The organism is Paenibacillus sp. (genome assembly GCF_048976745.1).
GTDB lineage: Bacteria > Bacillota > Bacilli > Paenibacillales > Paenibacillaceae > Paenibacillus.
Genome location: NZ_JBHGUU010000014.1, coordinates 30,444 through 49,302, shown reverse-complemented (window position 1 = coordinate 49,302; position 18,859 = coordinate 30,444). Strand labels below are relative to the sequence as shown.

General features: G+C 46.3%; 18 protein-coding genes. 8 read left to right on the top strand and 10 right to left on the bottom strand.

Annotated features, from left to right (window positions below):
- Nucleotides 1-217: 217 nt before the first annotated feature.
- From ACE3K2_RS21145 to ACE3K2_RS21125, 5 genes are all read right to left on the bottom strand, one after another.
- Complete coding sequence (locus ACE3K2_RS21145) at nt 218-1,234, bottom strand: hypothetical protein (protein ID WP_421894657.1); 1,017 nt, start codon at nt 1,232-1,234, stop codon at nt 218-220.
- Between the two features lie 26 nt (nt 1,235-1,260).
- Nucleotides 1,261-2,259, bottom strand: coding sequence for a hypothetical protein (locus tag ACE3K2_RS21140; RefSeq protein WP_421894654.1), 999 nt, complete (start codon nt 2,257-2,259; stop codon nt 1,261-1,263).
- Between the two features lie 28 nt (nt 2,260-2,287).
- On the bottom strand, nt 2,288-3,208 hold the full coding sequence (locus ACE3K2_RS21135; RefSeq protein WP_421894651.1) for a helix-turn-helix transcriptional regulator: 921 nt from the start codon (nt 3,206-3,208) through the stop codon (nt 2,288-2,290).
- Between the two features lie 84 nt (nt 3,209-3,292).
- Nucleotides 3,293-3,481 (bottom strand): hypothetical protein, encoded by a 189-nt coding sequence (locus tag ACE3K2_RS21130; protein WP_338588603.1) that lies wholly within the window; start codon nt 3,479-3,481, stop codon nt 3,293-3,295.
- A 148-nt stretch (nt 3,482-3,629) separates the two neighbouring features.
- A complete protein-coding gene (locus tag ACE3K2_RS21125) occupies nt 3,630-3,953 on the bottom strand; it encodes an ArsR/SmtB family transcription factor (protein ID WP_036606795.1) in 324 nt (107 codons plus the stop codon).
- Nucleotides 3,954-4,158: 205 nt separating this feature from the next.
- On the opposite strand from ACE3K2_RS21125, the gene ACE3K2_RS21120 reads away from it, so the two are divergent.
- A complete protein-coding gene (locus ACE3K2_RS21120; RefSeq protein WP_421894646.1) occupies nt 4,159-5,538 on the top strand; it encodes an MFS transporter in 1,380 nt (459 codons plus the stop codon).
- A gap of 200 nt (nt 5,539-5,738) precedes the next feature.
- Here ACE3K2_RS21120 and ACE3K2_RS21115 read toward each other — a convergent pair whose 3' ends face one another.
- From ACE3K2_RS21115 to ACE3K2_RS21105, 3 genes are all read right to left on the bottom strand, one after another.
- On the bottom strand, nt 5,739-6,188 hold the full coding sequence (locus ACE3K2_RS21115; RefSeq protein WP_421894643.1) for a nuclear transport factor 2 family protein: 450 nt from the start codon (nt 6,186-6,188) through the stop codon (nt 5,739-5,741).
- A gap of 210 nt (nt 6,189-6,398) precedes the next feature.
- Nucleotides 6,399-6,812: an RrF2 family transcriptional regulator gene (locus tag ACE3K2_RS21110; RefSeq protein WP_421894640.1), complete on the bottom strand. Its 414-nt coding sequence runs from the start codon at nt 6,810-6,812 to the stop codon at nt 6,399-6,401.
- A 105-nt stretch (nt 6,813-6,917) separates the two neighbouring features.
- The gene (locus tag ACE3K2_RS21105; RefSeq protein ID WP_421894637.1) at nt 6,918-7,757 is read right to left on the bottom strand and encodes a helix-turn-helix domain-containing protein; all 840 of its coding nucleotides are present in this window, start codon (nt 7,755-7,757) and stop codon (nt 6,918-6,920) included.
- A 118-nt stretch (nt 7,758-7,875) separates the two neighbouring features.
- Between ACE3K2_RS21105 and ACE3K2_RS21100 the strand changes: the two genes are divergently transcribed.
- A complete protein-coding gene (locus ACE3K2_RS21100; RefSeq protein ID WP_421894633.1) occupies nt 7,876-8,880 on the top strand; it encodes a Gfo/Idh/MocA family protein in 1,005 nt (334 codons plus the stop codon).
- A 21-nt stretch (nt 8,881-8,901) separates the two neighbouring features.
- Nucleotides 8,902-9,849 carry an aldo/keto reductase gene (locus ACE3K2_RS21095; protein WP_421894630.1) on the top strand — a complete coding sequence of 316 codons (948 nt, stop codon included), beginning with the start codon at nt 8,902-8,904 and terminating at the stop codon, nt 9,847-9,849.
- A 209-nt stretch (nt 9,850-10,058) separates the two neighbouring features.
- Here ACE3K2_RS21095 and ACE3K2_RS21090 read toward each other — a convergent pair whose 3' ends face one another.
- Both ACE3K2_RS21090 and ACE3K2_RS21085 read right to left on the bottom strand, forming a co-directional pair.
- Entirely contained in the window at nt 10,059-11,078 is a 1,020-nt protein-coding gene (locus ACE3K2_RS21090; RefSeq protein WP_421894627.1) for a Gfo/Idh/MocA family protein, read from the bottom strand.
- A 57-nt stretch (nt 11,079-11,135) separates the two neighbouring features.
- A complete protein-coding gene (locus ACE3K2_RS21085; RefSeq protein ID WP_421894624.1) occupies nt 11,136-11,912 on the bottom strand; it encodes a sugar phosphate isomerase/epimerase family protein in 777 nt (258 codons plus the stop codon).
- A 373-nt stretch (nt 11,913-12,285) separates the two neighbouring features.
- Between ACE3K2_RS21085 and ACE3K2_RS21080 the strand changes: the two genes are divergently transcribed.
- The 5 genes from ACE3K2_RS21080 (at nt 12,286) to ACE3K2_RS21060 (ending at nt 18,839) form a co-directional block, all read left to right on the top strand.
- Nucleotides 12,286-13,116 carry an AraC family transcriptional regulator gene (locus ACE3K2_RS21080; RefSeq protein ID WP_421894621.1) on the top strand — a complete coding sequence of 277 codons (831 nt, stop codon included), beginning with the start codon at nt 12,286-12,288 and terminating at the stop codon, nt 13,114-13,116.
- 240 nt (nt 13,117-13,356) lie between these two features.
- The gene (locus ACE3K2_RS21075) at nt 13,357-14,058 is read left to right on the top strand and encodes a response regulator transcription factor (protein ID WP_421894618.1); all 702 of its coding nucleotides are present in this window, start codon (nt 13,357-13,359) and stop codon (nt 14,056-14,058) included.
- Nucleotides 14,059-14,078: 20 nt separating this feature from the next.
- Entirely contained in the window at nt 14,079-15,524 is a 1,446-nt protein-coding gene (locus ACE3K2_RS21070; protein WP_421894615.1) for a sensor histidine kinase, read from the top strand.
- Between the two features lie 147 nt (nt 15,525-15,671).
- Nucleotides 15,672-16,430 (top strand): ABC transporter ATP-binding protein, encoded by a 759-nt coding sequence (locus tag ACE3K2_RS21065; RefSeq protein WP_421894612.1) that lies wholly within the window; start codon nt 15,672-15,674, stop codon nt 16,428-16,430.
- Nucleotides 16,431-16,433: 3 nt separating this feature from the next.
- Nucleotides 16,434-18,839, top strand: coding sequence for an ABC transporter permease (locus ACE3K2_RS21060; RefSeq protein ID WP_421894609.1), 2,406 nt, complete (start codon nt 16,434-16,436; stop codon nt 18,837-18,839).
- Nucleotides 18,840-18,859 lie beyond the last annotated feature (20 nt).

Below are 18,859 nucleotides of genomic sequence, written 5' to 3'. Positions count from 1 at the left end.
AACATCCAAAAAAGACCATCTAATATAATATTCGGAACAACAAGGGGTTTGGATTACCCCAAAATTAAAATTTTGGTTATTTTTTCTTGTGAAAAATTTTATTAGCGTGGATCACATAACCTGATGTGCATATATGTTGAATGCAAATAAACCGGATCGGCTGCGGCCTGTCCGGTTTTATTCATGCTGAGCTTTTCAATTTTATCTATCATGCTATTCATCTTAAACCAACGTCATCAAAACGATTGCCTATCGTCTCTCGAAAGGCAAGTTTAATGGCATCAATGGCACGCTGTTCCGTAGCCCCCGCTTTCCGTATAAGCTCCATCACGCTCTGCACACATTCTGGTTCTCTTGAATCCCACGAGATGGAGTCATCTATCACCTCAACGATCATTGTATACAGGCTTGCGAGTTGCTCATACTCGTCTATAACCTGATCCATATGAATGGACAGATGCTTGAGCCCTGCAACATAAGAGGCAATGTCCAGTCTTGATTTGGCATAATAGTGCAGTACAGTTGCCGCTTGTTCTGTGTCATATGTTCCAGACTGCAAAGTAGCAGCCATAACCGTATACGCAGCCGCTCCACAGGCGTAATCCTGGGACGGCAGCATGTAGTCATGGTTTTCCCATTTGTATACGGCCTGAATTAATGATTCCTTGCAGACTTCCCATAGATCCACAGATTCATGAGATTCCAGCACCTGATAGTACCAGTATGGCGTACTGTTCCTGCCAAATGAATCATAGGGCAGACGAATGACTTCATGTCCTTCACTTTCTCCAATAAACAGCACCTGCTCCTCATCATCATATCCGGCAGCAATGACAAATTGATCATGCCAGAGAATCGCACCTACGCCCCGGTCAATGGACGCCTTGATGTCCAGCACAGCCTGCTTCTGATAGAGCGAAAAAGTCGGTTCAAATGAAAATCCACCATGTTGTCCCGTTGTTACGCCAAGAAAATCAGCCGCCACAAAGTTCTCTGCCATCCAGTTGTATGCCGAGATTGATTCTGCGGTCAGACGCCGATCCACCACTAATCGGAATGCACTTGCCGTCATACCTGCAATCATGTGACGCGGGAAATCCATCCACTGTGTGTGCAATAAAATTCGGTACATCGCATCGATATACGAACCCACACCTTTCCATGATAGGTGTGCATCAGCAGAGGCTGGGGCTTGCGGGAAGCGAATCAAGTCCTGCAATACTTTGGCTGCCATCGTCCGTCACTCCTTCCTCCCTTATCCTATCGTGCTGAATGTGCTCCCCACCGTGGTATAGTGGACCTTTTACGGTCTGGATACTTCCTGGAGATCAATCGAAAATTATCAATAGCCTGCTCTTCCAATGCTTTTGCCTTCACTAGTACCTGCGCTAGATCTTCTGTCGTATCTGGTCGCAAGACACGTCTATTCTTCTGCTGAACCATATAACCTTTCATTTGGTCAATTAACGTCCCAAGATGTTCATAACATGCAAAAGCCTGGTCCAGTTCGTTCCATATCCCTCGAACATCCTGCAAATACATCCTTATTTCAGTTCGAGCATGGCAGAAGGATTCCAAAATATAAGCCGCACCTGATTCATCAAAATCCCCACTCCGCAGGGCCTGCACCCACACATCATATGCCTGTCTTCCTGAAGCAATATTCCGATCAGGCAGCAGACGATACGGGATATCCCAATCCTCAATCGCCAGTCGCAGGGATTCCAGCAGCATCTGCTGTTCAGGAATACGGACCTGATCACCAAACACCTGACAATACCAAAATCCAGTAAAGTTCAATCCGAAATTATCATACAGCAGTATCTGAGGTTCCTTGCTCCATCCGTCCTGCACATAAAAGATGCGATCACTGTCATCATATCCATGAATGACACCGAACTCAGGAATCCAGTAAATCACTCCAGTACCTTCATCGATACTCCGTCTCACCCAATTCACTGCATCTCGCTGGTAATAACCGAACGTGGAATGACGTGTACGTCCCCCATCCCAGATCGTGAATATCCCCAGGTTATCAATTCCCGGACGGTGCGCTTCCCCCCACTGCCCATACGCTGTAACCGACATGGGAAGTAGTCTGCGATGTACCGCCAGCTTAAAAGCCATGCCCGTATATCCGGCAAGTAAAACCTTGGAACCTTGAAACTTGCCCGTATGGGTGAGTATCGCATGCAGACTATCCACGTACGATTTGGACTCCCGCTTCATGATGAGGTGATCTAAAATATTCTCAGCCAAGAACGTACCTTCTCCTCTCTACGCCGGTTTACTCCACGTTTTGTTTATGTTCTATCGCAAGCCTGTCAATTAATTCTTCTGCGCTTTGCTGAAGCTTGCGTCTAAGCCACCCAGGAGACAAAATTTCTTCCCATTCGCTAATAAACAAATGCTGCAGGAAAGTGTCCGTATCATAAAATTCAATAGAATAAATCTGATCTTGCCTAGCCCGAATACGATACCCTTGCCATAGGTCCATTTCCTGCAATTCCTTTAATCGAATCTCAGCTACAAACGGTTTACGCACAGGCAGTGGTTCTTCCCATCCAGCTAACAGAGCATCTGGCCTGTAATCGAATCTTTCATCCAAGATCGATACACCAACAATGCCCTCCAATCGAATGGCCACTTGCTGCACAGGATCTGCTTCATAACCCACCACGTAATCGGCGTTAAACTGGGATATCATCTTCAATGGACACAAGGCAAACTGCCTTTCTCCATCATGATCCCTGTAATGAATATGTGCTCTGCGCAAGTCAGTTATAGCATAGGACAACAATTCAAAGAATTGTAGCTGCTTCGGTTGTGCAGAAAACAACGGAAGATCGATAGTTCTCATCTGTTGTTCCTCCAATGTAAAACGCTCCAGCAAATGTGCTACACGTTTCACCGTGTCTGCTTGATCATAATTGTAATGTCTATAGCGATGGGCCAGATATTTCAGCACTCGCTGCTCTTCTTCGGTCATATACAAATGGGGCAATCGAAAAGTCTGATCTTCATAACAATAGCCCCGATATTTTGCCATATACACCAAAGGGGCTCGCAGGGAACTTGCCATATATTCAATATCACGCTGAGCCTGACGACGGGAGATTTCAAATTCACGGGCAAGCCAGCTGCTATTCGGAAAACGTCCACCCCGAATCTGTTCGTCAAACCAGTGAATCCGATGCATGTTACTCATCTTCCCGCCCCCATCTCATTCCATTCCTAATATATTCCATTATATCAAAAGACATGGCCCATTCCGCAGAACAGGCCAGTTATGTTATACGTGTGCATTATCCACTCTGGATTGCACGGCTTTGAAGCATTTCTTGCATACTTTCAGACTTGTACCGTCTGTTTTTGTTTGCGTATACAACAATTTAATTCGGGTACTGCTGCACACCGGGCATGTTCCCCGGCCCCTGGAAGGAAGACTCCACAAGACGCGTCCTCTTTTAGTTTTTGCCAATGGTTGTGAACCTCTTTTCGATATGGTTTGTGTGTTCACCGTTATTATATATGGCATGGTACGACACAGAATGTCGCATCAGTTTTAGAGGTTGTTCAGTATCAGAAAATAAAAATGTCCCCTCTTCGACCTGAAGAAAGGACAACATTTAGGAAGGATCTGTACTCGACTGAGCTGCGGCCTGCAATAACGGTTGCAAAAGACCTGGAAAACGCGTTTCCAAATCATCGGATCGCAAGGTGAGAAAATGCTGTGTGCCCTGTACTCTGACCCGAATAACTCCGGCTTCCCGCAGCGTGCGAATATGGTGTGACATCGTTGACTTCACAACAGGTGCATGAAAATGACTGCACGGTTGCTCCCCGCTTCTGGCTGCTTCCGCAACAATCCCAAGACGGGTTGGGTCGCTTAACGCATACAACACGGAGGAAAGTTCAATATCTGACACCTGTGGATGATGTAAAATTTTCATACTGTAGTCCCCTTTTCTCAGACTATCCATTGTATTTTAACACAAATCCATGATATATTTCTAATGTTCGACACCAATCGAACTTTAATGATTTCGTTATGTAACCCCTGCTGTCAGGCACGGGATTGACATCATACTACATTTTGCAAATGTTACACACCGTTTCTGAAATGTTGCGAAATACACATCACTTTAGGAGGTTTTTATGAACAACACCGCAACCGCATCATCAGGGGAACGGACCGGAATACAGGAAGGATTAATTGTAAGCTTGCTTGGCTTCACCGTTGTACTCGTTGTTATGAATACAATGATGTTTAATCTGGCGCTGCCCAAAATTGCAGCTGAATTCATGCTTACTTCTGTCGCTTCCTCATGGATAGTTACTGGATATTCCATTGTATTTGCCATTTCCTCGATAACGTTCTCACGTCTATCGGATTTCATACCCATTCGTACCTTATTCACGACCGGACTTACATTACTTGGTGCAGCATCCGTTCTTGGCTTCTTCAGTAATCATTTCATCATTTTGCTTATTGCACGTCTGATTCAGGCTGCGGGTGCTGCTTCTGTTCCGGGGCTCGCCATTGTACTGATTACACGATACATTCCCAATGATCGCCGGGGTAAATCGATGGCTGTCATCATGTCCGCCAGTTCACTGGGGCTTGGACTTGGTCCCGTCATCGGCGGAAGTATTACTCAATTTCTGGGATGGCATGATCTGTTTATCGTTACAGGATTAACGTTATTTTTGATTCCTGTATTCTTCAAACTGCTTCCTAGGGAAACACCGCAAAAAGGTTCATTTGACCTGCTCGGTGCCGTGTTTCTTGCCATCGGTACGACCGGTGTGCTGTTATTCCTGACTTCCCGGCAGTGGTTCACACTTGTCATCGGTGCAGCGGCACTGCTTCTGTTCTGGCTCCGAATTCGGCGCGCGGCAGACCCATTTGTACAACCTGCTTTATTCAAAAACAAAAAATACATGATGCTCAGCTCGCTGGGTATTGTATCGTACATCAATAACTTCTCGACGCTGTTCCTGCTGCCGCAAATTTTGGCGCATCTGTATGGATTAACCCCTGCTCAATCCGGACTCGTCATCTTCCCGGGTGCAGTCGTGTCCATGCTGCTCTCCAATCGAATCGGCCGCATGATTGACCGACACGGCAATACATTATTACTGAAGTTTGCGCCATGGTTGCTCTTGGCCGCTGCCGGATTGTTCGCCTTATTTGCAGACAATAACATCTACGCCATTATGGCTGTGTATGTCCTGCTCAGCGTTGGTTTCTCATCCCTGACCACCAGCGTGTCAAATGAATTGTCTGGTAACCTGACCATGGATCAGGTGGGCGCAGGTATGGGACTGTTCCAACTCAGTCAGTTCTTCAGCGGTGCTTTCAGCGTTGCAGTTACGGGCGTAGCCTTAACGGCGATGCAGAACTTGCCACTCTCCTCGGCGTACACCAATATTTTCTGGGGTATGACCGTGGTCGCACTGGCATCCGTTATTTTCTCTCAGGTGTATCTGAGAATGCAGTCACGGAAAGTCACGAAAACAAGTATTCGGATCTAAAATTTCATCTTAACTAAAAGAAGTCAGGAAAGGACCCACGGGTTCTGAACCTGACTTTTTTTCTACCTATTTTCTATGCATGTGTCAGCTGCTGCACCTCTCCCACAAATATAAAAAAAACCCAAGGACGCGTTGATCACGCTCCTCGGGGCCGTTATTTTAGGGTTGACCAACTTCTCTATTCTTCTACACGGATTCTACTATTCAAACAGGTCCAGACGAAGACGTTTCAGAGTTGTATGTTTGATGTACCACTGGCCGTCGATTTTGACAAAAGTTTCGTGGTAGTGCCCAAATCCGTGGAAGGATTTGTTCTCATTGCCCTCCGGGAACGTCACCCAATCTTCCATTGGGGAGATGACCTTTGCTTCATTCTCGGATACAAATTCAACTTCGGCGCTGTGCACATGATGTACGGTTACAGCAACATCCACCAGATCACGGAATACTTGTACGATGGTATCGCGGCCCGTTAATACCGGAATCGGATTGCCTTCTGTGCTGAAATCGGCCACTGCATCGGGAGCAAACACATCACCCAAGGTATCCCACTGTTTTGTATCAATATAGCGGCAATAACGCGCCTTGGTGTTCCGAATGTTTTCCAGCGCGAGCAATTGTTCCAGTCCTGTGATCGTTGATTGGCTCATGTGTTGTCCCTCCAGAGATGTAAAATATAATGTAAGATTTGGATCAAGTATGTATGCAACTATACCTTCCTTATTGTACCATTCGACTTCAATGAGGTACAACGATACAAAAAGATCTTCCTTACCTCTTGCGAGGTTGAAGGAAGATCTGGATATACCTATGTGCCAGAAGAGTCCACAAGTCGACTGAGGCTTCACTTCCAGTACAATTTACTGAGAGTGTGCACTCCAACTTTTCATCTGGGAGGCCAGTTCTGACATTTTCTTATTGTGCAAGAAACTCTCCATCTCTTCTTCCGCCTGCACCATCACCTGCTGGATCAAACAGCCTGCGTTATGATTCAGGGAACATTCGAACAGAGAGGCCTGACCCTCAATAGCATGAATGATCTCCAGGAAAGAAGGGTCGGGATTTTTACGACTAAGCCGGTAGCCACCATTGGCACCAGAAGTCGATTCGATCATGCCCGCCTTAACCAATTTGGTCAAAATTTTGGATAGGTAGGTTGGTGATACCTTCTGCAATTCTGCAAGTTGGTGTACACTAACCAGCTGTTCGGGGGCAGTGCTTACAAGATGAAGCATCGTATGCAAAGCATAATTGGTCGCTTTTGAATATTTCATGAGGGCACCTCATTATACACGGATTTAATTTATCCATAATAGACTTGATTGAGCTTACTGTCAAACTACTACACTTCAAGCGTGGCAACATCGAAAGACTAACGATTAATTGTGGTACAATCCGCGATAATCCGTAGGTGTCATCCCCTCATGAGCCATGAACTGGCGGTTAAAATAACTGGCATTGGGATACCCCGCTTCCTCCGCGATCTGTCCAATGTTGGCCGTAGGCCGTTCGAGTAACCATTGCTTCGCCATCTGTAGACGTGAACGGGTGATAAACTCCATAGGCGTCATCTCTACAGCACTCTTGAACATTTTGCAAAAGTAATACGAACTCACACCTGCAAGATCCGCCCAGTCCTGTAACAGGAACGGTTGACAGGCCTCTTGCTGCATCTGTGGAAGAAGGGCAAGTACCCGACTCTCCGCCTTACTTGTAGTACGTGTGCTCTTTAGAGGTACCGCATGCTGCACGAATTCGGCAAGTACGGCATAGGTCAACGTGGATAGCTGAGCCGGACGCAGCATCGTGTTCTGTTCCGCTTCAGTCAGCAAGGCCAGATGAGCCTCTTCCCAAGAGTTGCGCTGCCGCAGTGTCCATAATAGATTGCGATGTAACCCACGCTCGATCATATAATCATGCAGACGTTCACCGTAAAAATGAACCCATCGTACATCCCACGGATCATCTTCACTACTATAATAATGCTGTCGCTGCTGCGGGAAATAGAGTACGGCCTGACCTGCACGCAGTTCATGCTCCACCCCGTCCACTTCCACATATCCCTTGCCCGAAGCGACGTAGTGAATATTAAAGTTGTTCAGTACACCTGCCTCCCGCAACACGGAATGCTGGGGGTGATCCATATAATGTCCAACGGATTCGGGATAACAAAAATATGGAATATCCTGCAGGGTAAGCAATACGGTTTGTCTCATCATAGCCCGTTCTCCTTGATCAACAATATTGTGTTAACTAACTTCAATATATTATCATTTTAATTCATTCGTCTATTCTTTATAATCACAATATACATTTATACACAGGAGGATACAACACATGAATTCAGTTCAAAAATTGCGTTGGGGCATTCTTGGTAGCGCTAGCATTGCTGTGGGATCCGTCATTCCAGGCCTGCAGCAATCCGAGTTGAATGAAGTAACCGCGATTGCCAGTCGAGACGAAGATAAAGCCAAACAGACGGCCGAACAACTTGGGATCGACAAGGCTTATGGCAGTTATGAAGCTTTGCTCGCTGATGATTCCATTGATGCCGTATATATCCCACTGCCGAATCATCTGCATCGGGAATGGGCGATCCGGGCTGCTGAAGCAGGCAAACATATATTGTGTGAAAAACCACTGGCTCTGACAGCGCAGGAAGCTCAGGAGATGGTGCAAGCTTGTGCAGATGCAGGTGTGCATCTGGCTGAAGCCTTCATGTATCGGCATCATCCACGATATGAGCAGATCAGAGATATCATTGCCAGTGGTGAGATTGGTGAGATCCGCAGTATGCACAGCACATTTTCATTCAACAATTCTGATTCATCAGGCAACGTTCGCTTTCGTAAAGAATGGGGTGGCGGCGCACTCTATGATATCGGTTGTTATTCCATCAGCGTTGCTCGCCTGCTGCTAGGTCAGGAACCAAGCGCAGTTACCGTTATTGGCATGTTCTCCCCACAACATGATCAGGTCGATATGATGGCTTCCGGACTCCTGGAATTCAATAATAACGTTGGTGTGACGTTTGACAGCAGCATGTGGGCAGCCTTCCGCAACACGCTGGAGGTGTTAGGGTCCGATGGCATCATTGAAGTTCCTTCTGCATTTATCGGCCGTCAGGATTCCAGTTCCAACTTTTATGTAACGGCTGGTGGTGAACGCAGAGAGATTGAAGTCCCGCAAGTGAACCACTACTCCCTACAGGGAGATGATATGGCTCGTGCCGTACTTCAAGGCAAGGATCTGCGCTTTGCACCTTCCGATGCGGTAGCTAATATGAAAGTGCTCGAAGCCTGCCTTCGTTCAGCGGAAGAACGTACACGAATTACACTATAATTGAGAGGATGAAACTGACTTATGGAATATATCGAAATTGCTGGTGCAGGTAAACGCGTCTCCAGATTGATTAAAGGAACCGATTATTTCGTGCATGATGCCTACGATAAGGCAGCTACAAACATGGATGCTTTCCTGTCGATTGGTGGTAACACCGTAGATACAGCTCATATTTATTGTGGCGGACAGAGTGAAGAAGTTCTTGGTCGTTATATGAAGGAACGTGGTAACCGTGACCAGATCGTCATTCTCACCAAAGGCGCACATCATGACCAGAATGGGCCACGCGTGAACGCTGATGCCATCCGCAGTGACTTGATGGATAGTCTGGAGCGTCTCCAGACGGATCACGTAGAGATGTATGCCTTGCACCGGGATGATCCAAATATCCCTGTAAGTGTGATTCTTGAAGCATTGAACGAACATATTGAATCCGGCAAAATCGGCGCGATTGGCGCCTCTAACTGGACCTGGCAGCGGCTTGAGGAAGCCAATGCGTATGCAGCTGCAAACGGCTTGAAGGGTTTCACCTTCAGCAGTCCGAACCTCAGTCTCGCCAAAGCAAACGAACCTTTCTGGGCAGGTTGTGTGTCAGCAGATGCAGAGACCCTGGCATGGCATGACCAAACCAAGCTGCCATTGCTATCCTGGTCCTCCCAGGCGCGTGGTTTCTTCACGGGAAGATTCACACCTGAAGTTCGCGATAACGAAGATCTGGTGCGTGTATTCTACAGTGATGGCAACTGGGAACGGTTGCGCCGGGCTGAACAATTGGCTAATTCGAAGAACACATCACCCATTCAGATTGCACTCGCTTATGTATTGAATCAGACATTCCCAACCTGTGCCCTGATCGGTGCCCAGAATCAGGCGGAACTGCTGTCCTGTGACGAAGGCTCCCGCATCACGCTGACTCCTGCTGAAATCACATGGCTGGATCTGGGCAGTGATGTACCTGCTGGCATCTAAAACGGATTTTCGGTTAAATGATTGAACGGTTCAACCTTCATATGGAGACTGACACTTCTGCATGATATCGGAAGCGTCAGTCTTTTTGATGATATCTCTAAAATCACATAAAGAAGGACTTATCCCAGAACACTTCTCTGAAGATAAGTCCCTTATACCATTGATTAAGCCCTATAGAATGTTAGAAATTGTACTGTCATTCGTATGGATTACAGTTTAACGATCTGACCTGTTTTCTCCGATTCGAATGCTGCCAGAATCACTTGCAGGGAACGCAAGCCCTCTTCCCCGGAAATCGCTGGAGGGGTTTGAGTAACAATTGACTCTACAAATGCGTCAATGACACCACTCGGCACTTGTTTCTCGTTGGTAGCCATGGCACCAACTTTGTACGTCTCAACTGTGCCATTGGTCAGTTCAACGATAACTTCATCGCCTTCCACTGTTCCAATCTTCATGACACCATTTTCGCACCACAGCACTGTACTGTTGTCTCCAGCTCTGTATTGCGTCCAGCTCGCTACCAGCGTTCCGATCGCTCCGCTCTTCATACGCAGCAAACAAGTTGCGTTATCGTCAACCTGAGTACCTTCCTTGTGCAGTGTGCTGATGAAACCAGCCACTTCAGATACTTCATCATTCAGCAAGTAACGGATGAAGTCGGATTTGTGCACGCCAAGGTCGCCCATCGCGCCCATAATAGCTTCTTCTTTACGGAAGAACCAGCTTTCAGCCCCGTCCACACTCCATCCTTCCGGACCGGGGTGTCCAAATGATGTACGGAAATTCAGGACTTTTCCGAGTCTGCCGGAGTCGAGAATTTCTTTTGCTTTGACGTGTGGAGGCATCAGACGCTGGTTGTGTCCAACCATCAGATACACGCCATTTTTCTTGGCAGCTTCGATCATTTGCTCGCCTTCTTCAGTGGAAACGGCCATTGGTTTCTCAACCAATACATGCTTGCCTGCATTGGCAGCAGCAATCGCCATTGGCGCATGCAGATAGTTCGGTGTACACACACTGACTGCATCAACCGTTTCATTAGCAAGCAATTCTTCGTAACTGGAGTAAGCTTTACCTCCATAAGTTTCGGCCATTTCTTCCGCACGCTCCACGATCGGATCGGCAAAAGCAACAAGTTCTACGTTCTCATTGGCAGCGTACTCAGGAATATGTCTGCGCTGGGCAATGGCACCACAGCCGAATACAGCAACTTTAATTTTACTCATGTATATAAGTCTCCTTTGACATATAGATTAGCATTTTAGCAGCGTTCAATGGTTCTATTAAAATTGGTTCAAATAGTTCTGTTTCAGCCAGTTGTAGCTATTGGATACGCTCTCAAGCGGAGGGTTCTGACATACGTCTTGTTCCACGATCAGCCATTCCACGCCTGCATTCGTAGCGCCTTCAATAACAGCTGGCAGGTCAACCGAACCTTGTCCCAGTTCCAGGGTTTTCATCTGGCCCTGTTCGTCTTTGCTGAAGTCCTTCAGATGAAGCAGCGGCAAGCGGCCCGCATATTTATTAATATACTCGATCGGATTTTGTCCCGCAAATTGAACCCAACATACGTCCATTTCCACTTTCACCGCTTCCGGTGATGTTTGAGCGAACATGGCATCAAAGGCATTTTCATCGCCAACCTGGCCATGGAATTCAAAGTCATGGTTATGGTATCCGAAGATTAATCCTTGTTTCGCTGCTTCAGCTCCATATTGTTGCAATTCTTCGAACAGCTTGGTCCAGCCTTCTGCATTCTCAGGACGATCCTCAGGCATCAGGTACGGACAAATGATATATTGTGCACCAATCGTTTTCAGGTAATCGATTTGTTTTTGCAAGTCCTCGCGCATCGCATGTAGTGAAACGTGGCTGCTGAATCCTTTCAGTCCAAGTTCGTCTAGTAGCGCTTTCATTTCCTCAGCTGGAATATCGCCATATCCGGCAAACTCCACACCTTCATATCCAAGGGCCGCTACCTTACGCAACGTACCACGAAAATCTGCTGCAGTTTCATCACGGAGTGTAAACAATTGCAAACCAATATTAAGTTTTTTCATGTAGGATACACCTCTGTTCTCAAATTTGCTTTCATTGCTCTATCTGGTATCATCCTAACGCAAAACAGGCTAGAATGAACATATACAATATAGTCAGAACATGAACTATCTGGTCAAATTTTATTTCCATCATTTTGCATCTATTCAATGTACCTAAATTCAACTGAAGATATTTACACTGGCACTCCGATGACAGAACAACCTTCCGATCGCTGTTATCCCCAGATTTTCTTGATTTCCTTTTCAAATGGATAAAATCCGGGGATAAAGGCGAACACTCTGTTTCTTCAGGTTCTTTCTGTCCTCTCCGTTATCGTGTAAATGTTAAGTTAATCTATTATGTAAAACATCGATATATTGGGGGATTTTATCTTTGGATACGTTAGAGACATCCGTGCTGATCTGTGACTACTCATACCACTATAAAGCGTTCACTCACAATATGAGGGGCGAGCTGCAAACCTATCTGTTCCGTCTGCAGACCGAAGGCTCGTGCAAAGTGTATGTACAGGATAAAGAATTCAGGATGACTAGCGGGGATTTGCTGCTGCTCAAACCTGGCGACGACTATCATCTCGTGGTTGATGAACCACATAAGGAAGGACGGTTGTCCAGCGGAGATTATTATCTGTTCTGCGAGGGCAGTTGGATCGAGAACTGGTGGAAAAGGAAGCAACGTTCTACTGTGAGCCGGATTGGACTTGATGACAAGCTCATCAGCCTGTGGAGAAATATGTTACTTGAGAAGCGTCGCGGACCTCTTGAGGAAAATGCGGAACTAAAGGATGCGTTACTGCGCGGATTATGTCTATATATAGACCGGGCAATCACCGAGAATATTCAGACCGATCGGGCAGTTTCCTCTGCGCTAAAGTTAAAACGTTATATTGAGGAACATGCCACGGTTACGTTCAAGCTTGAGGAAGCGGCACGTTATGCCGGACTCAGCCTGTCTCGTGCAGTCCGTTTATTCAAGGAGCATTACAATCAGACCATGATTCAATATGCGATTGAGATCCGTCTGAATGCAGCGCTGGAACGAATGAAATACAGTGAAATGACACTGGAGCATATCGCCGAATCCTGCGGTTTTGCAAGTTATTCCTATTTCCACCGGGTATTCCGGGCGCACTTCGGTGTGTCTCCGGCGGAGTATCTCAAATCCAGACAGCATGAGCCTATCGATGATCTGGAGCATGTGTGACGAGCAGTATCAGATCAGAAACCCATGACCTTAAAGAGGTTCATGGGTTATTTTTGATACGGTAAACTGTAAACAGCTTTTAGTGCGAATGGAAGTCAGACCATTTTTATAAAATGAAGTTCACTTCAATATTTTTATATGTGACTCCCACAGAACAAGACTGTACAATTATAGAGACATCCATTTTACAAATTCATACATATATATTCGATTGACATCTATCATACTGGAGCGATACATATGCTAAACCATCCGCGTAAAGTCCTCATCATTGAGGATGAACCAGATATTTCGCGCATTCTGCGAGATTATCTAACCAAAAATCAATATGAAGCCGCCGTGGCAACCACTGGACAAGACGGGCTTCAGATCATGGGGCTTATTCAACCAGACTACATTATTCTGGATATTATGCTTCCTGACATGGACGGGATTGAGGTCTGCCGAGAGATTAGACGGCGCAATAATATCCCCATCCTCATTTTGAGTGCCAGAGGCAGCGATACCGATAAGGTGCTTGGTCTTGGCTTTGGAGCAGACGATTATATGACGAAGCCCTTTTCGCTGAGCGAATTGTTAGCACGGATTAATGCTCACTTCAGGCGTTATGACAGCATGACATCAGATCGGGACAGAACAGATCTACTGCATCTTGGAAACCTGGTGATTGATAAAAAAGCCTATAAAGTTACTTTGAACGGATCGGAAGTTTCTCTGTCCGCCAAGGAATTCGAATTACTTCATTATCTGGCAAGCCATAAGAATCAGGTATTCTCCAAAGCCCAGTTGCTTGACGCTATCTGGGGATACGCAACCTACGGTGATGAAAATACCGTAACTGTGTACATTCGCAGACTGCGCGAAAAAATCGAGGCAGATGCCTCACATCCGGCCGTTCTGAAGACGGTATGGGGTGTCGGGTACAAATTTAATTACGAATAAGCACGATTGGAGGCATCCTCATGTCAATGGACAGCTGGTCCAAACGCTGGTTGTTAACAACACTTGGCCTTCTCATTATTATGGTTTTATGTATCCTCGCGCTGTCGATGATGCTGTTACATGATCGAAATTCAGATGAATCCAATCTGTCCCTGAATCAGGTTCGCCTCAAGGTCAATCCGCTTTTACTCGCGTTGGAGCAAAATCATCAACATCTGGGTGAACAAAATACTCGTGAAGATATACGTTCCATCGCCAGAGAAAGCGGGGTTCTGCTTACCTATGTGAATTTGGATGGAACGGTAATCCTGTCCTCTGTCCCTACCTCCGAAGAAACCCAAGTTAATCTGCGTTCATCGCTTCATTATGATCTACATCATGCCGCCGGGCAGGCTGCGGATGGTAACGAATCCCTTGATATTGCGTTTCCCGTGTTGGACGGACCGTTGGGAAGCCAGATCGGCAATGTCATCTTTTCCCTCCCCCAAGCCATGGTTACGGTTCAGAGACCGATAACTTTTCCGGTTATATTGATTAGCGTACTCTTGCTCCTGTCACTGATCCTGAGTTTATTTCTAGTCTGGATGAAACGAAAACTGGATAAACACCTGCTCTCTCCAATCCATCAATTGAAGCTTCATGCGGAATCCATCCTCAAAGGTAATTATGAAGAAAAGATTCAGTACAACCAGATCAATGAATGGGGCGAAGTGTTTGCCATGTTTGACCTGATGCGCACAGAAATCAAGCATATGAACGACCTGCGTATCCAGCAGGAACAAGCACAAAAAGAACTCATCACCAATATATCTCATGATATTAAAACACCGATTACCACGATAAAAGCATACATAGAAGCTATTGAGGAAGGACTTTGCAATGACCAGGAGACGCTGATGGAATATATGGGAGTCATGCGGACCCATACGGATAAAACAGCCCGACTTGTGGAGGATCTACTGGTTCATGCACTTCAGGAGCTGGGGCAAATTTCGGTAGAAACCCGTGAAATGTACAGTGGGCCTATACTGGGGACGATGTTGAAACCTATTGAACATGTTGTCCTAACAAAGGGGCTTATCTATAAAGGGCCCAACTACATCCCAAATGTGTTAATCGCTATCGACCCCACCCGAATTGAACAGGTGATCTCCAATCTTGCCGCGAATGCCCTCAAACATACAGCTCAGGGAGATACGATACGTATAGACACGGAACTGGAATCTGGGCATTTGAAAGTAACCATTACCGACTCGGGTCAGGGAATACGTGTACAGGACATGCCGTTTATTTTCCAGCGTTATTTCAAAGGCCAGGCGAGTCATGCAGACCAACATGTTCAGGAAGGAACAGGTCTGGGTCTTTCCATCTGCCAAAGCATTATTGAAGCACACGGAGGCCGTATTTCTTTTACTAGTAAAGAAGGAGAAGGTACGACCTTCCGATTCTATCTGCCGATCTGCTGAGCCCACACTCCAAAGCTATTGTGCGGAGCAGCCTTCCATTTCAGAATTAACTTAGATGCCTGTAATACTTTATTCATAATTTGATAAGGCTTTCTCAACATCCCTCCTCTAGAATGAATCCTATACTGCACTCGGGAGTGATTCGACTTGTCCAAAAAAGTGATTATCCGTGCACAGAATCTGTGCAAGACATACAACAGCGGAAGTGATCAACATCATGCCATCCGTAATATTGATCTCGACATCTATGAAGGGGAATTCACGGTCATCATGGGTAACTCTGGCTCTGGCAAATCAACCCTCTTATATCTGCTAAGCGGACTGGATCAGATCACAGCTGGTGAGGTCTATTTTCACGACCAGCGGATTGATGGTTACAGTGAACGGGCAATGTCCAACTTCCGCACCCGCCGGATCGGTTATATTTATCAAAGTATCAATCTGGTCCCGGACCTCTCCATCAAAGAGAACATTGCTTTACCGGGATATATCGCGGGAAACAAGAAGAATGACATCCAATCCCGAGCTGATGAGCTGATGATTGCGATGGATATCGATGCACAACGCAATCGTCTCCCCTCCCAGACATCCGGAGGACAGCAGCAGCGAGCTGCCATTGCACGGGCTTTGATCAATTCGCCGGATATCATCTTTGCAGATGAACCGACCGGAAGCTTGAATCTGGAACACGGCACAGCCGTTCTCAATATCCTTACGGATATCCATCGTAAAGGACAGTCCGTAGTGATGGTCACGCATGATATTAAGGCGGCCTGCCGGGCAGATCGCCTGATCTATATTCAGGACGGCAAGATTGGTGGAATCCTTGAGTTTGATACCTATGACGAACATCAAATTCAGGATCGTGAAGCGATCATCTTTGCTTTGGTTACGGGGAAGGAGTAATCTATGGCTGCCATACTGAAGCTGAGTTTTTCTTATCTGAGTAAAAATAAAATACAAAATACGTTAATTGCGCTGCTCCTACTACTCTCGACACTTCTTGTATCTACAGCTATTGTCATACTGGCGAATACGGGTAATCAGTTTCAGGAAATGCATACCCGTACCCATGGATCTCATCAGATCCTGACGTTTGAGAAAGGACTGAATGACCCAGAAATTGTGCACGACTGGTGGGCTTCCCAAGATGGTGTTGAGGTATCCCCAGTGCTAACGTATCGCACATTATCAGGCATCGTTTTTAATGAAACGGACATTCCCAACCTGTATCTGTATATGTTTAATACGCCTTTACCGCCCTGGGATGTGGATGAGCTTATGTTCTCAAGTGGGATGCCCAGTACACTTCCCGAGCAAGGCTCCGTCTGGATACCAACGTCCATGGCGAATGCCTACCAAATCTCGGTAGGCGATACCATTGGGTTCAAAACCGGCTCAAGTACGCTGAATCTGAAGGTGTCCGGAATTGTAATCGATGTACCCTACGGAGCCCCTTTCTCCAATACAGCACGGGTCTGGATGAATCCTACCGACTATCAACATGATTTCGCGACAATCGCAGGCAACGAACATCACATGATCGGCATCCATTTTAACGATTACAGCATGAATTCGGAGTATTGGGAACGATACAATCGTGAGACAGGAACTCCGTTCCTGGAATCCAAAATGGAGTTCGAAGCGATCTCCTCTTTCTATCTGATTATTAACCAGGTTATTGGCTTCATTATGATCTTCATGGGCGTTGTCATGCTCTCCATCGCTTTGATGACCATCGGGTTCACAATTTCGGATGCCATACTGGCCAATTACAGAACGATAGGTATTCTCAAATCACTCGGGCTAACTGCCCGGAGAACGATAGGCACCTATGTTATTCAATATGCGATGCTATCCATCGCAGCCATTATCCCAGGACTTGCACTCAGCGTATGGATCTCCAAGTGGATCATTAATATATCCGCGTCCTCTCTTCGAGTGAACAATCGGAACATTCCAGTCCAAGGGTTGGACGCGGCCATACTGGCTGGTGTGCTTCTATTTGCTTTAGTGATTTTGTTTACTGTGTTATACGCCAAAAAAGCACGCAGCATCCAACCCGTTCAGGCGATTCGTTATGGTATGTCGGAAACAGATCACAGCCGGATGGCCAGTAGAATGAATTCGCCATGGGCACAACACTGGGTCGGGTTCACACGAATGCCTGTGACCGCGGTCCTCGGACTTCGACATGTTTTCAAAAACACCAAAAGTTCTGTTCTCACACTTTTACTGACCACCATGGCTTCCTCTGTACTGGTCTTAGGATATGTGCTGCTGACCAGTATAATCGGGATTGAACAGACAGCAGCTAAATGGGGGTATGACAATGCCAACATCGCAGCAGTAGTGGTAAACAGAAGTACATTCCCGAAGGCTGAGCTGAAGCAAGCGTTAGAAGAGGATTCAAGGATAAGCAATGTAGGCTGGCAAGGGAACATCACTGGTGTAATTAGCCTGGAGTCCTCGGCAACAGTAAAGGGTCAATCCATTAGTCTTAACTTGAGTGTACTGGACGGGAGTTATCAGGAGCTTGGATTCGAAACGTTGAGAGGGAATAACCCACAGCACGTGAATGAAATTGCCATTGGAGTAAGTATCGCCAAAACATCGAACAAAGATATAGGTGATCTCATCGACATCTATATTGAAGGAGAAAAGCGGACATTCCTCATCACAGGCATCTATCAGGCCATTGCCAACATGTCTGTTTCAGGTCGAATCACCATTGATGCCATGAGAAGTGTGAACCCAGGTTATGGTGAATTTGATACTATCTTCATTAATGTTAATAATATGGCACAAGCGGATAAGGTTGCCGGGGAGTTGAATGAGCAATTTAAGGACTTCGCTTCGGTAATCAGCCAGAAGACATTGCTTGATTCGGTTTACGCGGAAGCTGCAAACATCCTGATCTATCCGATGAGCCTGATTGGATTGATGTTTATCCTTGTGACGTTCATCATTATTTTCAGTACCTGCCGGATCAATATCCGCAAAGAGAGCAGAACGTACGGGATATACAAATCGCTAGGGATGACATCCCGTCAAATTCGGTTATCGATCACCATGGGAATGGTCCTGCTATCCGCTATGGGAGCCATACTTGGCATATTTCTTGGCGTATATGTACTGCCTCTTCTGCTCGAAATGGTCCTTTCCGGTTATGGTATCGTGCAACTTCCACTGATCCTGCATTGGGGTGGAATGATACTGTTCGCCTGCCTAAGCATCGTTGCAGCAGGTCTTGGCTCATGGTTCTCTTCCCAAATCATTCGGGAAACATCGCCACGTATGCTGGTTATCGAATAATGTAATAAGGATGCTCTAAC

Excerpts from the sequence above, each read along its gene's own strand:
- ACE3K2_RS21145 (WP_421894657.1), bottom strand. The coding sequence starts at position 1,234 with ATGGCAGCCAAAGTATTGCAGGACTTGATTCGCTTCCCGCAAGCCCCA.
- ACE3K2_RS21135 (WP_421894651.1), bottom strand. The coding sequence starts at position 3,208 with ATGAGTAACATGCATCGGATTCACTGGTTTGACGAACAGATTCGGGGT.
- ACE3K2_RS21125 (WP_036606795.1), bottom strand. The coding sequence starts at position 3,953 with ATGAAAATTTTACATCATCCACAGGTGTCAGATATTGAACTTTCCTCC.
- ACE3K2_RS21120 (WP_421894646.1), top strand. The coding sequence starts at position 4,159 with ATGAACAACACCGCAACCGCATCATCAGGGGAACGGACCGGAATACAG.
- ACE3K2_RS21115 (WP_421894643.1), bottom strand. The coding sequence starts at position 6,188 with ATGAGCCAATCAACGATCACAGGACTGGAACAATTGCTCGCGCTGGAA.
- ACE3K2_RS21110 (WP_421894640.1), bottom strand. The coding sequence starts at position 6,812 with ATGAAATATTCAAAAGCGACCAATTATGCTTTGCATACGATGCTTCAT.
- ACE3K2_RS21105 (WP_421894637.1), bottom strand. The coding sequence starts at position 7,757 with ATGATGAGACAAACCGTATTGCTTACCCTGCAGGATATTCCATATTTT.
- ACE3K2_RS21100 (WP_421894633.1), top strand. The coding sequence starts at position 7,876 with ATGAATTCAGTTCAAAAATTGCGTTGGGGCATTCTTGGTAGCGCTAGC.
- ACE3K2_RS21095 (WP_421894630.1), top strand. The coding sequence starts at position 8,902 with ATGGAATATATCGAAATTGCTGGTGCAGGTAAACGCGTCTCCAGATTG.
- ACE3K2_RS21090 (WP_421894627.1), bottom strand. The coding sequence starts at position 11,078 with ATGAGTAAAATTAAAGTTGCTGTATTCGGCTGTGGTGCCATTGCCCAG.
- ACE3K2_RS21085 (WP_421894624.1), bottom strand. The coding sequence starts at position 11,912 with ATGAAAAAACTTAATATTGGTTTGCAATTGTTTACACTCCGTGATGAA.
- ACE3K2_RS21075 (WP_421894618.1), top strand. The coding sequence starts at position 13,357 with ATGCTAAACCATCCGCGTAAAGTCCTCATCATTGAGGATGAACCAGAT.
- ACE3K2_RS21070 (WP_421894615.1), top strand. The coding sequence starts at position 14,079 with ATGTCAATGGACAGCTGGTCCAAACGCTGGTTGTTAACAACACTTGGC.
- ACE3K2_RS21060 (WP_421894609.1), top strand. The coding sequence starts at position 16,434 with ATGGCTGCCATACTGAAGCTGAGTTTTTCTTATCTGAGTAAAAATAAA.